Origin of the sequence: Leifsonia sp. C5G2 (assembly GCF_013359685.1) — a bacterium.
Classification (GTDB): Bacteria; Actinomycetota; Actinomycetes; order Actinomycetales; family Microbacteriaceae; genus Leifsonia.
Genome location: NZ_JABFMV010000010.1, coordinates 95,367 through 110,807 on the forward strand (window position 1 = coordinate 95,367; position 15,441 = coordinate 110,807).

Annotated in this window: 6 protein-coding genes; 1 reads left to right on the top strand and 5 read right to left on the bottom strand. The window is 68.7% G+C overall.

The features are described 5' to 3' along the window. Window positions 1-95: 95 nt before the first annotated feature. Window positions 96-809: a nucleoside triphosphate pyrophosphohydrolase gene (locus HNO83_RS13865; protein WP_175338096.1), complete on the bottom strand. Its 714-nt coding sequence runs from the start codon at window positions 807-809 to the stop codon at window positions 96-98. 113 nt (window positions 810-922) lie between these two features. Between HNO83_RS13865 and nhaA the strand changes: the two genes are divergently transcribed. After that, window positions 923-2,092: a Na+/H+ antiporter NhaA gene (nhaA, locus tag HNO83_RS13870; protein ID WP_175338097.1), complete on the top strand. Its 1,170-nt coding sequence runs from the start codon at window positions 923-925 to the stop codon at window positions 2,090-2,092. 126 nt (window positions 2,093-2,218) lie between these two features. Here nhaA and mfd read toward each other — a convergent pair whose 3' ends face one another. The 4 genes from mfd to HNO83_RS13890 all read right to left on the bottom strand — a co-directional run bounded on the left by mfd (window position 2,219) and on the right by HNO83_RS13890 (window position 15,339). Beyond that, complete coding sequence (gene mfd, locus HNO83_RS13875; RefSeq protein ID WP_175338098.1) at window positions 2,219-5,839, bottom strand: transcription-repair coupling factor; 3,621 nt, start codon at window positions 5,837-5,839, stop codon at window positions 2,219-2,221. A 48-nt stretch (window positions 5,840-5,887) separates the two neighbouring features. Further along, the gene (locus tag HNO83_RS13880; protein ID WP_175338099.1) at window positions 5,888-6,592 is read right to left on the bottom strand and encodes an alpha/beta fold hydrolase; all 705 of its coding nucleotides are present in this window, start codon (window positions 6,590-6,592) and stop codon (window positions 5,888-5,890) included. 102 nt (window positions 6,593-6,694) lie between these two features. Continuing rightward, window positions 6,695-7,444: a hypothetical protein gene (locus tag HNO83_RS13885; RefSeq protein ID WP_175338100.1), complete on the bottom strand. Its 750-nt coding sequence runs from the start codon at window positions 7,442-7,444 to the stop codon at window positions 6,695-6,697. A 32-nt stretch (window positions 7,445-7,476) separates the two neighbouring features. Further along, window positions 7,477-15,339, bottom strand: a complete 7,863-nt coding sequence (locus HNO83_RS13890; protein ID WP_175338101.1) for a DUF7927 domain-containing protein — start codon at window positions 15,337-15,339, stop codon at window positions 7,477-7,479. Window positions 15,340-15,441: the final 102 nt, after the last annotated feature.

Consider the following 15,441-nt stretch of genomic DNA (forward strand, 5'->3'; position numbering starts at 1 on the left):
TCGGGAAGGTGGGGTCAGGGTTCCGGAGCGCGGATCGAGCCGCGCGCTCCGTCTTAGGCAAGCCTAACCTAATCTCTCCCGCTGGACCAGCGGCGTCACTCCGCCCGGTCGCGCTCCCCCGCCTCCTGGTCCCGGATCTCGTCCTGCAGGTCGCGAAGGGTCGACCGCAGCGCCCGCTCCGCATCCAGCCCCTGGGCCTTGGCGGAGGCCACGATCGCGAGCAGCAGCGGCCCGAGCTCGTCCTCGCTGCCCACCTGCACCCCGCCCTGCTCCTGCAGGTCGAGCAGTCCGACCTTCTCCGCCCGCCCGAGCAGCTTGTCCGCGAGGGCGAGTGAGGGCATGCCCTGCGGGATGCCGTCCAGCACGCTCGTACGGCCCGGCTTCTCCTGCTTCTTCAACTCGTCCCAGAAGCCGACCACGTCGTCCGCCGTCTCGGCACGGCGGGCGTCGGCGGCGGCGCGGTCGCCGAAGACATGCGGATGCCGGCCCACCATCTTCGCGGTCATGTGCGCCGCGACATCCTGGATGTCGAAGTCCTCGCCCGGAGTGTGCGCGGCGATGTCGGCGTGGAACAGCACCTGGTAGAGCACGTCGCCGAGCTCCTCCAGGAGCTCGTCGCGGTCGCCGGTCTCGATGGCGTCGATCAGCTCGTAGGTCTCCTCGATCAGGTACTGCACGAGCGACTCGTGCGTCTGATCGGCGTCCCACGGGCACCCGCCCGGCGCCCGCAGCAGGGCCATCACGGCGACCAGCTCGTCGAGCTTCGTCGCGGCCTCCGGGACCACCGCCTGACCGACCGTCTCTCCCATGCCGACCTCCTCGCTCTACCCTGCAACCATCCTGCCACCCGGTAGAGTTGGACGCGGTGTGCCGGGAAGTCTGGTCGGCGTCGTTCTCCCGACCCCGCACGATAGGTGACCGCATGAGCATCATCCGTTCCGAGCGCACCGCCGCCGGCCTTCTGCTGGGCGCCGCCGCGCTCGGCCTCCTCCTCGCCAACACGGCTCTCGGGCCCGCGCTGCTCGACCTCCAGCACGCGCACCTCGGCGGCGGCGTCATCGACCTGAGCGTCGGGCACTGGATCAGCGACGGCCTGCTCGCGATCTTCTTCTTCATCGTCGCGGTGGAGCTGAAGCACGAGCTTGTCGCGGGCGAGCTGAACAGCGTCCAGAAGGCCATCCATCCGGCCATCGCAGCGGTCGCCGGGGTCATCGTGCCCGCCGGACTCTACCTCGCGATCAGCGCGGGGAGCGGGCTCGAGCAGGGCTGGCCCATCCCGACCGCGACCGACATCGCCTTCGCGCTCGGCGTGCTCGCGGTGTTCGGACGCGGACTGCCGAACCGGCTCCGCGTATTCCTGCTCGCGCTGGCGGTGCTCGATGACCTGATCGCCATCGTGATCATCGCCGTGTTCTTCACGCAGGACCCGAACCTCCTGGAGCTGCTGCTCGCCGCCGTCACGGTCACCCTGTTCGGCGTGCTCAGCCGGATGCTGCGCGGGCGCCTGCGCTGGCCGCTCGGCGTGGTGATGGTGCTGCTCGCCGTGCTCACCTGGTGGCTCGTCTACGACTCCGGCGTGCACGCCACGATCGCGGGTGTCGCGCTCGGCCTCGTCATGGCCCGTCGGCCCGCCCGCCGCGTCACGCACGTGCTCGAGCCGTGGTCGAACGGGCTGATCCTGCCGCTGTTCGCGTTCTCCGCCGCGCTCGTGCCCATCCCGCAGGTGGCTCCGTCGGAGTTGTCGCCCGCGTTCTGGGCGATCCTCGTCGCGCTCCCGGTCGGGAAGCTCGTCGGCATCACCCTGGGCGGCTGGCTGGGGTCGTTCACCAAGCGCGGTCCGGAACGCGGGCGCATCTCGGTGCCGGGGCTCATCACGATCGCCGCGCTCGGCGGGATCGGGTTCACGGTGTCGCTGCTGATGAACGAGCTGGCGTTCGCGGGCTCGGAGGAGGTGCGGGCCGAGGGGACGCTGGCCGTGCTGCTCGGATCGGCGGTGGCCATCGTCGTCTCCGGCGTCCTCGTCTCCCTGCTGGCCCGGCGCAACCGACGGCTGCACCCGGTCGCCGCGGAGGGCAAGGTCCCGGCCGCCTGATCGGCCGCGGCGGCGGCGTCCGCATCCATGGGGCGCAACACGCCGTTGCGTCGCGCGCATAACGGCGTGTTGCGCCCCATAGATGTCAGCTGGCGCGGGAGGACGGCGTGCTGCGCCCCAGGGATGTCAGCTGGCACGTTCGGCGGCGGCCGGCTCCTTCTCGGGGAACAGCGCGCCCAGCAGGTCGGCGACCCAGCCGATCAGCGCGGCGTCGTCGACGGCCTCTCCGTTGACGCGGGGCAGCGGCACGGTGGCGACCTTCGGCGCGGCGTGATACTTCGACCCGGGGTACATGCGCTGCAGGCGCACCTGCAGCGAGTCGGGCAGGATCGCCGGCGCGAGCCGCAGGTTGGAGCCCATGGCGACGACCTCGCCGAGCCCGGCCTTCTGCGCGGCGCGACGTAGGCGCGACACGGCCACGAGATTCGTCACGGCCTGGGGCGGCGTGCCGTACCGGTCGGTCAGCTCCTCCAGCACCAGGTCGATCTGGCCGTCCTTCGCCGTCGGCGAGCTCGCCGTCGACAGCTTCTGGTAGGCCTCGAGCCGCAGCCGCTCGCTGTCGACGTACTCCTCCGGGATGTGCGCATCCACCGGCAGCTCCAGCCGCAGTTCCGTCTGACCCTCCGCGACCTCGCCGCGGAAAGTGGACACGGCCTCGCCGATCATGCGCAGGTACAGGTCGAAGCCGACGCCGGCGATGTGGCCCGACTGCTCGCCGCCGAGCAGGTTGCCCGCGCCGCGGATCTCCAGGTCTTTCAGCGCCACCTGCATCCCGCTGCCCAGGTCGTTGTTGGCGGCGATCGTGGAGAGCCGGTCGTGCGCCGTCTCGCTGAGCGGCTTGTTCTCGTCCCACAGGAAGTACGCGTACGCCCGCTCGCGGCCGCGGCCGACGCGGCCGCGCAACTGGTGGAGCTGGCTCAGGCCGTACTTGTCGGCGCGGTCGATGATGATCGTGTTCGCGTTCGCGATGTCGAGGCCGGTCTCGATGATCGTCGTCGAGACGAGCACGTCGAACCGCCGCTCCCAGAAGTCGACGACGACTTGCTCCAGCGCGTGCTCGTTCATCTTGCCGTGCGCGACGCCGATGCGCGCCTCCGGCACCAGCTCGGCGAGCTTGGCGGCCATGCTCGTGATCGAGCCGACACGGTTGTGCACGAAGAACACCTGGCCCTCGCGCAGCAGCTCGCGGCGGATCGCGGCGGCGACCTGCTTGTCCGAGTAGGGGCCGACGAAGGTGAGGATCGGGTGCCGGTCCTCCGGCGGAGTGGCGAGCGTCGACATCTCGCGGATGCCGGTGACCGCCATCTCGAGCGTGCGCGGGATGGGCGTCGCACTCATCGCGAGGATGTCGACGTTGGTCTTGAGCTTCTTCAGCGCGTCCTTGTGCTCGACGCCGAAACGCTGCTCCTCGTCGATGATGACCAGTCCCAGGTCTTTGAAGGTGACCCCGTCGGCGAGGATGCGGTGCGTGCCGATCACCACGTCCACCGTGCCGTCGGCCATGCCGCGCAGAGTCTCGCGCGCCTCCTTGTCGGTCTGGAACCGGCTCAGCTGCCGCAGGTGGATCGGGAACCCGGCGAAGCGCTCCTGGAACGTCTCGGCGTGCTGCTTCACCAGCAGGGTCGTCGGGACGAGCATGGCGACCTGCTTGCCGTCCTGCACCGCCTTGAATGCGGCGCGCACCGCGATCTCGGTCTTGCCGAAGCCGACGTCGCCCGAGATCAGGCGGTCCATCGGGATGGGCCGCTCCATGTCGGCCTTCACCTCGTCGATGGTCTGCAGCTGGTCGGGGGTCTCCGCGAACGGGAAGGCCTCCTCCAGTTCGCGCTGCCACGGGGTGTCGGGCGCGAAGGCATGGCCCTTGCTCGCCATGCGCGCCGAGTAGAGCTTGACCAGCTCCACGGCGATGTCGCGCACCGCCCGGCGCGCGCGCCCCTTCGCCGCGGCCCAGTCGCTTCCGCCCATCTTGGACAGCTGCGGCGCCTCTCCGCCCACGTAGCGGGTGAGGAGGTCGAGCTGATCGGTCGGGACGTAGAGCTTGTCGCCCGGGTAGCCGCGCTTCGACGGCGCGTACTCCAGCACGAGGTACTCGCGCTTCGACTTGACCGCGTTGCGGCCGCCGCTGGAGACCTCGCGCTGGGTGAGCTCCACGAACTTGCCGATGCCGTGCGTCTCATGGACGACGTAGTCGCCGGACTTGAGCTGCATCGGGTCGACCACGTTCTTGCGCCGGGCGGCGAGCTTCTTGACCTGGCGCGAGTCGTAGCCGATGGTGCGACCGTAGAACTCCGCCTCGCTGATCAGCGCCAACTTGATGCCGGGGAGCTCGAAGCCGTGCTCGGCCGTCGCCTTGATCAGGTACGCGATGCCCGGCTCCGGCTCGGCGGGGAACTCGTCGACCGGTCTCGCGGGGAGCTCCGCCTCGCCCAGGACGTCGGCGGCGCGCTCGACCAGGCCGGTGCCGGCGGCGACGATAGCGACCTGCCAGCCGTCGCGCAGCCGCGAGCGCACGTGATCGACGGCGCCTGAGACGTTGCCCTGGAAGCTCGGGACGGCCTCGGCCTGGATGCGGACCTGCAGGTGCTCCTCGAGCTCGCGCTCCTCGGGCAGGACGTCGTCCGCCTGAAAGCCGCTCATCGTCCACCACGGGTGGTCGGGCGCCGGCGCACCGGGGCGGCTGAACTTCACCGAGTCCTTCAGCTGCTGCAGGGTCAGGAAGTCGCCCGCGGCCAGGTCGATCGGCGCCTGCGCCCCGACGGTCGCGGCGCTCCAGGCGGCCGAGAGGAACTCGCGGTTCGTCTCGGCGAGGCTGACGGCGCGAGAGGCGACGCGCTCCGGTGACATCACCGCCACGGCGGCACCGTCGGGAAGGTAGTGGGTGAGCGGCACGAGCCGGTCGACGAGCGCGGGAGCCAGCGACTCCATCCCCTCGACCGGGATGCCCTCGCCGATCTTCGCGAGCATCGACGACAGGCTCGGGAACTCGTGCTCCATCTCGCGCGCCCGCTGCCGCACCGACTCGCTCAGCAGCAGCTCGCGGCTCGGCGGCAGGCTGACCGTCGGGATCGGCTCGGGCAGGGAGCGCTGGTCGGCCACCGAGAACGCGCGGATCTGATCCACCTCGTCGCCGAAGAAGTCGACGCGGTACGGGTGGTCGGCCGTCGGCGGGAAGACGTCGAGGATGCCGCCGCGCACGGCGAACTCGCCGCGCCGCGTCACCATGTCGACGCGGGCGTAGGCCAGGTCGACCAGCTGGGCGGCCAGGCCGCCGAGGTCGAAGCCGCGGCCGCCGATCGAGAGCTCGGCCGTGCCGTAGTCGGTGAGGTTGTCCGCGAGCGGTTGCAGGGCCGCGCGGACGGAGGCGACGAGGATGAACGGTGTGCGCCGCTCCCCCGCCGACCAGTCGGCCAGGCGGCGCAATGCACTCAGCCGCTTGCCGACGATCTCGGGGCTCGGGCTGAGCCGCTCGTGCGGCAGCGTCTCCCACGCCGGGAACTCGACGATCTCCGCATCCGGAATCAGACACGGCAGGGCTCCGCGGATCGACTCGGACTCCCGCCCGGTCGCCGTGATGAGCAGGACGGCCTGAGAGGCGCCCTGCTCGGCGCGCCGCCGGAGGAGGGCCGCCAGGAGCGGCGCCCGCAGCCCGTCGGTCAGCGAGAAGTCGGCGTCGCGCGCGGCCGAGGCGAGCGCATCGCCGAACGAGGAATCGCGCGCGAGCGCGCTGACCAGACCCTGCAGTATCACTCGGTCGATTCTACGGGGGACCGCCGACAGGTCGAGGGGTGGGAGGGGTCAGATCCAGCCCTCGAGGGCTTTCATGAAGCCGTCGTGGTCGTCGCGGTTGATGACGTGCCCGGAGCCGGGCACGATCCGCACCTCGTAGCCGTCCTCCCGCAGCCGCTCGGCGAGCTCGGGCTTCACCAGCTGGGAGTTGTCGGCGAGCATGACGAGGGACGGCACGGCCATCACCTCGGGCGCTCGCATCGCGGAGGGGGTTACGACCACGGGCAGCACCGCGCGGTCGAACGCTTTGAAGGTCTCCACCTCGATGGCGACGTCGGCGGGATCCCAGCGCGGGTTGCGCTTGGCGATCCGGACCGCGGACTGCCGGGCGAGCGTCCGGAGGAACGCGGGCGCGAGCCACCGCTGGAAGCCGTTGGTCGCCGGGCACGAGAACGCCGGGTCGACGTAGATGACGCGCTGCGGGTCGAGCCGCTCGACGACGAGGCTGACCGTGAGGCCGCCCAGGGAGTGGCCCATCACCAGTTCGGGTCGGGCGGGCACCGTGTCCACGATGTCCTGCGCCATGAGCTCGGCTGTGTACTCCGGGGTGCGCGGGCTGTGGCCGTGCCCGCGGAGGTCGACGGCGATCACGTGGTACCCACGGTCTGCGAGTGCCGGTGCCACCCGGCGCCACGTGCGCGAGTCCGACATCACTCCGTGGACGAGGACGGCGTAGCGGTCGCCGGTGCCCCACTCGCGCGTGTACAACTGCATGCCGGTCACGGTACGCGGGCGGAGTGGGACTTAGCAGGGAGCTGCCTGCGGCTCCGCCGGAGGGCGACCGGGAATCGCCTTTGAGCGGAGCCGCCGTGCCCGTCAGACGCGATGGCTGTCCCGAGCGGCCAGGTCGGCGCGAGAGTCGTCGACGGTCTGCGCCGCCGTTCCGGTTCGCCCGTCCGGATCCGTCGGTCGCCCGCGGTGGGCCGCATGGGACGCCGCGCGACGTCGCCGGCGCCGGATCAGGAGAAGTGCCGCGTACGCGATCGCTGCCACGACGAGGAGCGCACCGGCGACACCCGCCCACAGCCACCATTCCGCCGAGGATCCGGCGGTGGACTTCGGCACAGGACTGCTGCCGGGCTCCGCCACCCCGGGAATCCGGTCGGCATCCGAGGAGAGGACCACGGGCGGTGCAGCGGAATCGTCGCTCAGGTAGAACCCGGCCAGGGTGGTCACCCTGGTGAGGTTCTTCGGGATGGTCCCGATGCGCACGGTGGCGGTCCGCTTCACGGATGCGCCCGGCTCGACCGTGATGTCATCCCACGACGCGGTCGTGTCGGTCAGCTTGGCCTCCGGCTCCGCCTTGGTGACCGTGCCGTAGCCCGGCGCGGTCAGCGTCACCCGACCGCCGACGGCCTCGGACCCCTGGTTGCGGAACTCGACCGTGTAGGTGGTGTCGCTGTCCGGCGACACCTGGTCCCCGTCGTTGCTGATCTGGATCGAGAGCCCGGGCGGAGGCGCGTCCGCCAACGCGGCCGGGGCGGCGCCGCCCAGGAGCACCCCCGCCGACGTGACGGCGAGAGCACCCCCGGCCAGGCCTCGGAGCAAGCGTGTCGAAACTGTCATGATTCCCTTCACCGATTTCTTCCGCGCGCTCGTCACGCTTCGCCGGTACGACGGCGGCGGACCCACAGCACGACGCCCAGTCCGAGGACCGCGGCCCCCAGGCCGAGGCCGGCCAGGATGCCCGACAGCTGCGCTCCTGTCTTGGCGAGCACCGCTGCGGCCGGAGTCGCGTCGATCTGCACCGTCACCTGGCAGTCCGGGTCCTCCGACGCCGGCGGACAGTTGCCCCCGGTGTCTCCCGGCGTCACGACGATGTTCTTCGCCGTGCCCGCGGTGGTCTGCACGATCGTGACCGAGTAGGTCACGGTCACCGACTTCCCCGCCTCCAACGGCCCCGACCACGACAGGATCGGCGCCTGATAAGTGGCGCCCCCGGTCGCGTCCCCGTTGTACTTCGCGACTGCCAGCACCTGCGACAGGTCATCCGTGAACGACGCCGGGTCCTCGGCCGTGTAGTCGACCGCACCGATGTTGGTCACCGTGACCGCGTAGGTCAGCACAGCACCTGCAGCACCGCTCTGTTGCGACACCGTCTTCTTCACCGCGAACGCCTGCGGATCGATCCGGCTCTCGCACTCGACCTGAGGGTTGCACAACCCGTCCGGTCCTGGCACCGCCACGTTCACGAGCGGCTGCTCCGGATCGAGCTTGGGGTTCAGCTTCACCTGGTAGGTGACCGACACCTCGCCGTCCACCGGCAACGCGCCCGACCAACTCAGAATGTTGCCGTTCAGGTTCGCCCCGCCGGTCGCACTCCCCTCCACCTTCAGGCTCTCGGGCAGCACCTCCGCGTTCTTCATGACCTGAGTCAGGTCGTCCGTGAACGAGGCCGGCTTGTCCTCCGTGAAGGGCACCTGGCTCGTGTTCGCCACGCGAATCGTGTAGGCGACCACATCGTTCGGGTGCGCCACTCCCGACGGCGACGAGGTCTTCGCGACCGCATACGACCCGACATCGGTCCTGGTCGAGCAGTTCGCGGGGCACGCTCCGCCCGGGCCGTTCGGAACCACAGTGTTGACCATGGCGCCGTCTCCGGCATCCGCACCCGTTGTGGGCGGCTTCACCTTCACCTGGTAGGTGACCTGGACGATGTCCCCACCCGCGACATCACCTTGGGCAGCCAGCGGCCCGGACCAGCGCAGTGTCATTCCGTCGAGAACCGCGCCACCGGTGATGGAGCCCGGCACGAGCTCGCCGTCCACGGCGTCGTCCAGCACACGCGACAGGTCGTCGGCGAAGGAGGCCGGCTTGTCCGTGGTGTACGCCACGTCCCCCGTGTTGGTGACCTGGATCGTGTACATCAGCGTGTCACCCGGGTAGGCGCTCGTCGAGGACACCGCCTTGTCCACGCGGTACGAACCGCGCGGGATGATCTCGGAGCAATCCGGATCCGTGGAGCCGGGCTCGCAGTTGCCTCCCGGGGATTCCGTCACCACGGCGTTCACCAACTGGGTCGCCGGGGTCGCGTCCTCGTCCACCTTCACCTGGTACTGGATCTTCACCTCGCCCGGCGCGGGGAGTGCCCCCGACCACGAAAGCACGTCTCCCGTCACGGCGGCGGTGCCCGCTCCGCCCGGCTCGGTGATCACCGAGCCGGGAACCAGCTTGGCGTGCGAGAACACGTCGGACAGATCGTCCGTGAACCTCACCGGCTCTGCCGCCGTGTAGTCGACCCGACCGGTGTTGGTGACCGTGATCGTGTAGGTGACGATCCCGCCGGGCAGGATCTCGCCGGTGTCCGCCTGCTTCACCGCCTGATACTGCTGGACGTCGGTGATCACCGGAGGAGGACAGGTGGCGTTGACGCAGCCACCGCCGTCACCGGTCGGGACCACCGCGTTCGTTAGACGCAGGTCGCCGGTTGTCGGCTTCGACACCTGCAGCTGATAGGTCACGTTCACAGTGGAGCCCGGCTGCCCGGACTTGGGCAGCGCGCCCGACCACGTCAACACGTTGCCGGTGAGGACCAGGTCCGGACTCAGTGGCGTCACCACGAACCCGTCGTCCAGGATCTCGGACAGGTCGTCCTCGAACTTCGCCACGTCCTGCCCTTGGCCTGTGTAGTCGACCTGCCCGACGTTGGTGACCTGCACCGTGTAGGCCACCTTGTCACCCGGATAGACGCTCGCCCTGTCCACGCTCTTGTTGACCGTGTACGCCTTGACGTCGTCCGTCACGGAGCACGCGTTCGGCGCGATGCAGTCACCGCCCGAGCCCTCCGGTGCCACGACGACGTTCTTCAACGAGCCGTTGCCCGGCAGCTTGCCGTCCACCGGCCCCTTGACCGTGACGGTGTACTCGAGCGGAAGCGTCTGGTTGACGCCGAGGGCGCCCGACCAGGTCAGCTTCCTCGTCGCCTCGTCGTAGCTCATGCCCGTTGGGAGGTTCGCCACGTCGAGAGTGGCGTCATCCACCACGTCGGACAGGTCGTCCTCGAAGGTCGCCGGGTCGGCGTCGGTGTACGGATCCTGCCCGGTGCCGGTCAGCTCCACCCGATAGGTCACCGTGGCGCCCGGCGTCACGGGACCCTGCGCGTCCGAGCTCTTCTGGACCGTGTACGCCTGAAGCTTCGTGGTCGTCGCGCACCCGTCGACGGTGGCGCACCGGTACCCCGGCGGCGGGGACACCACGTTGCGCAGCGCCCCATCTCCGGTCACGGTGTCGTTCACCGTCACCCGGTAGGTGAACTCCACATGGTCCTGCGCGGGAACGGCACCCGACCAGTGCAGGATGTTGTTCTCATCCACCGTCACGCCCGCGGGCAGCGACGCCGTGTCGACGCGCGCGTCATCCACCACGTCCGACAGATCGTCCGTGAGCGAGGCCGGCTTGGCCGCCGTGTAGGGAACCGTGCTCGGGTTGTCCACCCGAACGGTGTATTCGACCGTGTCCCCCGGACGCGCTGTGGTGGTGTTCACCGACTTCGACACGGTGAACACTCCGACCTCGGTCGAGGTTTCACATGAGGTCGGGGAGAGGCAGGAGCCGCCCGCGGAGCCGGGCGACACCACGTTGCCGAGCACCCGGTCCGCGCCCGGCTGCGCCGGAGCGTCCACCTTCACGTCATAGGTGATCTCGACCGTGTCGCCGTCCTCCCCCTTCGGCGCGAGTGCGCCTTCCCAGGTCACGGTGTTTCCGGAGACCTGAGCGCCGCCCGTGACGCTGTCCTCGACGATCTGGGCATCATCCACAAGCGCCCGGAGATCATCCACGATCGTCGCCGGCGCATCCGGCACGGTGTACCCCTCGGAGCCCACGCTCTTCACCACGATGGTGTAGCGCAGCACATCGCCCGGGTATGCCGTCGTCGACGACACACTCTTCTCCACCGTGTACCCGCGCACCTTTGTCGTGGTCTCGCAGGTCGCCGGGGCAGGGCTGCACAGGAAGGCAGGCGGCGGGGTCACGATGTTCTTCAGGATCCCGTTTCCGGTCACCGGGTCGTTCACAGTAACCGTGTACGTCACGTCCACGCTGGACTGGGCCGGCAGCGCGTCCGCCCACGACAGGGTGCGGGTCGCCGGGTCGTAGGTGGTCTGGGCCGACAACGAGGTCAGGTCCAGTTCGGCGTCATCCACCACATCCGACAGATCGTCCTCGAAGGTCGCCGGCACCTGCCCGGTGAACGGGACCAACCCGTTGTTAGTCACCTTCACCGTGTACGTCACCGCCCCACCCGGAACCACCGGCCCGGGCGACGCCTGCTTGGAGATCACCAACGAGGAGATATCCGTGGTCGTCGCACACGACGTCGCCGTCAGACACTCACCACCCGGCGCCGTCGGGGCCACCCGGTTGATCAACGTGCTGTCGCCCCGCCCGTCCGGCTTCTCGCTCACCTTCACCTGGTAGGTGATCAGCGCCGTGTCCCCCGCGTTTCCGGCTGCGGCCAGTTCCCCCGCCCAAGACAAGGTATTCCCGCTCAAGGTGGCCGCACCGATGTCCGCAGTCACGGACCCCGGCACCAGCGCGTTGTCCGTCACGTCATCGAGCACCCGGGTCAGGTCATCGGTGAACGACGCCTCATCCGGCGCCACGTAGGGCCGATCGCTCAGATTCGCCACCTGCACCGTGTACGTCAGCACGTCACCCGGGTGCGCCGTCGTCGAGGACACCAGTTTGGACACCGCGAAGCGCTGCTGCGGAATCGTCACCTCGCAATCGGGATCCACCGCACCCGTCGCGCAGTTGCCGCCCGGCGTGGTCGTCGTCACCACATTCGTGAGGGTCTGATCCCCCGTCGCCGGTGTGTTCACGGTCATCGTGTAGCTGATCGTCACCGAGTCGCCCACCGGCAACGCGCCCGACCACGACAGGGTGTCGCCGCTCACCGTCACCGTTCCCGCGCCCACCGGATCGATGGCCGCGTCGCCGTTGTAGGCAGCGTCATCCGTCACCTGCGACAAATCGTCCGTGAACGAGGCCGGGTTCGCCGCGGTGAAGTCCACCGCTCCCGTGTTGGTCACGGTGATCTCGTAGGGCACCACCGCGCCGGCGACGACCTGCTGCGTGGTCGAGCTCTTCTTCACATGGAACTGCGCCACCGGTGTCGTCGTCGTGCACGTCGCCGTCGGATCGCACCACGACCCTGCCGGCGGGATCACGACATTCGTCAACAGGTGATCGCCCTCGTTCGGGGCGTCGACCTTGACCTCATATTCCACGTCGACGAACTGGCCGACCGGGACTGCGCCCGACCAGGAGAGAGTGGTTCCGGACAGGACCACATCGGAGGGCAGCGTCTCCGTCACCACGCGCGCGTCATCCAGGACATCTTTCAGGTTGTCCGTGAACGATGCCGGATCCGCAGCCGTGAACGGCACCTTGCCCATGTTCGTCACCCGAACCGTGTACTTCACCACACCACCCGGCAGCACCGTCGCCGGTGACGCCGACTTCGAGACCATGAACGCCCTCACTGGCGTCGTCGTCGTGCAGGCGGCGGTCGTCGAACAGTGCCCGCCCACCGTGGCGGTAGGAACCACCACGTTCGTGAGCGTCCCGTTCCCGGTCATCGGACTGTTCACCGTCGCGGTGTACCGCAGCACGAGCGGCTGCCCGCCAGCCGGAAGCGCGCCCGACCACGACAGTTTCCTCGTGGCCGCGTCGTACGTCATGCCCGGCGGCAGTGTCGACTCGTCCAGCGTGGCGTCATCCACCACCGCCGAGATGTCGTCGGTCAACGACGCGGGCTCATCCTCCGTGTAGGGAACGCCACCCGTATTCGTGACCGTGATCGAATAGGTCAGCTCCTGGCCCGGCGTCGCCGCGTCCGTGTTCACTTCCTTGCGGACGGAGAAGCCCTTCACTGTGTTGGTGGTCGTACACTGATCCGGCAGGCACCGCGGCTCCTTCGGCACTACAACGTTCTTCAGGGTCGAGTTCTTCCGCAGATCCTCCGGCTGCACGACCACCGAGTAGGTCACCTTGGCGGTCAGGCCGCCACCCAGCGACCCGGAGACGTGCAAGACGTTGTCGGAGTCCAACGACACCGTCACACCCGGCGTATCGGAGGTGGGGCCGGAGACCAGCCGCGCATCGTCCAGCACGTCCGAGAGGTCGTCCTCCGAATCGACCTTCCCGGCGCCGAGGCCGAGGTTCTCGAATGTCAGGGTGTAGTCGATCTGGTCGCCCACGACCACCGCGGAGTCCGTCGGCGGATTCGACGTCTTCGACACCACGATGTTCGAGACGAAGTTGACGGTGCACACCGGATTCGTGGTCTCACACGTGGGGGGCGGAGTGCCGCCCGTGTCGACGACGAAGTTGGCCAGCGTGTCGCTGTCCCGCTCACCGTCCGGACGCACCTTGACGGTGTACGTCACCGACACCGATGTGTTCGGCTGCAGAGTACCCGTCACCGTGTACCGACCGTTGGACAGTCCGGACACCGACAGGGCCGGATCGTCCGTCGTCGGCGTCTTCGTGACCGACGCACCCTCCAGAACCGCCGAGAGGTCGTCCTGCTTGTTCACCGCGACCGGTGCGTTGCCCTGGTTCGTGAACGTTACCGTGTAGTTCAGCTCCTGGTCCGCCTTCACGGCCGAACCGGACGCCGGATCGACCGACTTGGTCACGACGAGGTCCCCCACTTTGTGGTTCGTCGTGCACTCATCCGGAGCACACGTGCCTGTACCCGGGTCCGGGATCACCACGTTCACCAGATCGCTGTTGGCGCGATCGGCCTTCGCCTTGACCTGTACCGAGTACGTCACCGTCGCCGACGTGCCCGCCGCCAACGCGCCCGTCACACGGAGCATGTCGTTCGAGGCGAGCACCGCTGACAGCCCGTTCGTGGCCGTGATCGAGCCCACCATCGCGGCATCGTCGAGGACATCGGACAGATCGTCGGTCGAGTCGACCGGGCCCGCACCGGTGCCCGAGTTCGTGTATGTCAGCGTGTACTCCACCGTCTGACCCGGCTCGACAGCCGCACCCGAGGCGGGGTTCGACGACTTGGTGATAGTGATCGCCGGTACGGTGACCACCCCGGTGACCCGGGCGGTCTCCTTGATCGGGAACGACTGCGTACCGCCGAAGTTGTCCGCACGGTCATCAACACCGATGCCGAAGTAGGCGTCAGTCAGCCAGGAGAAGGCGGAGACGGGGCCCACGTTGACATCGCTGAGGACGAGCGTCCCGTTGGACCAGAGGCTGGCGTAGACATTGGTGCCGTCTGTGCGGAACTCGGCTTCCATGTTGTACCACTGGTCGTCTGGTGTGGTGGCAGGAATGCTCGCAATGTCGTGGCTATCCGTACCGTCAAATACGCGAATGTAGGTGACGTTGGTGCTCCGACCGATGAGAATCGAACCAAATCCAGGCGGCGGCGACCCCAAGGGAGCCCCAGCCACGGAGGAGCCGATCCACAGATAGCTTTCATTGGTGTCGCGCGCGAGCGCTGCACGGTTGAAAAAGTCAGCCGACAGGCGGAGCGGTCCGTCGTTGAGATCGACCGTGTCGGCGCGGGAAAGCCACGTGCTGATCTGGGAACACGCGACAGTTCCGGGCCCGCTGCAGGGGGTCGTCGGGAGGTTGCCGCCGAAGAACGATTGGGTTCCGCCCACCCCGGTCCCCTCTTCTACTCCCCAATCGTCGGTGGCCGCATCCGGTGTGAGCCCCGGCGGGGCTACTCCCACTCCGGGCGTCACGTCGTCGAAGGTGTAGTCGGCCAGCACTTCACCGTCCGCACTGATGGTGTACGAGAAATCCACCGGCCCCGAGAAGCCCGGGTTAGGGGTGAACGTCAGCGTCTTGTTCGCGTTCAGAACGACCGTGCCGCCCGTCACCGCTACCGATCCCCCCACGACGATTGCCGTGCCGTTGATCGCCGAGATGGTCACGCCGGTGTACTTCGACAGGTCCCCGTCATTGCCCAGGACGTCGATCGTGGTCGCCTGCCCTTGCGGTGTGGTGAAGGTGTCGTCCTTCAAAGTCGGCGACGACGCCGCAGCCGCGGGAGAAGCCGACTTCGCGGCTGCGGTTGTGGCGGCGTCCGAGAAGTACTGGGGGAAGATCATCGCCCCGACCAGAGCACCGATGGCGGCGCAGGCACCTACGGAGAGGGCGATGTTCCAGGCCCTCGCGCGCCGGGAACGCGGTTTGAGTTCACGCATCATGAGCAGCGCACCCCCGCCCGAGCAACCGACCGAGAGCGCTGCCGACGCTCTCTGCTGGGGGATCCTGATGACGTGCCATGATGAATTTCCTCGGAATACGGGCCTCGGATGCGCACAGACTAGGGAGCCCTGTTCGGCGACCGAAAGACAGGGTTGCGGCGCGGCATCGCGATGAAGAACTGCTTCTGCCCATATAGACGCGGCGCGGTCGCGTCCATGACGCCGACGCCGGCCTGTACCGGGACCAGGAGCGGATCCGGACAGTGGATGTCTCATCGAGCCGCGCATCCACTACGCTCGGGCGCAGTCCTCCGGCGACTGACCGAGGCGAGGTGCGCCCGTTCTGGCGCAATAAGGAGTGCGATGTCCGACCCCGAC

Coding starts and splice junctions, on each gene's coding strand:
- HNO83_RS13865 (WP_175338096.1), bottom strand. CDS start 809: ATGGGAGAGACGGTCGGTCAGGCGGTGGTCCCGGAGGCCGCGACGAAG.
- nhaA (WP_175338097.1), top strand. CDS start 923: ATGAGCATCATCCGTTCCGAGCGCACCGCCGCCGGCCTTCTGCTGGGC.
- HNO83_RS13880 (WP_175338099.1), bottom strand. CDS start 6,592: ATGCAGTTGTACACGCGCGAGTGGGGCACCGGCGACCGCTACGCCGTC.
- HNO83_RS13885 (WP_175338100.1), bottom strand. CDS start 7,444: ATGACAGTTTCGACACGCTTGCTCCGAGGCCTGGCCGGGGGTGCTCTC.
- HNO83_RS13890 (WP_175338101.1), bottom strand. CDS start 15,339: ATGAGACATCCACTGTCCGGATCCGCTCCTGGTCCCGGTACAGGCCGG.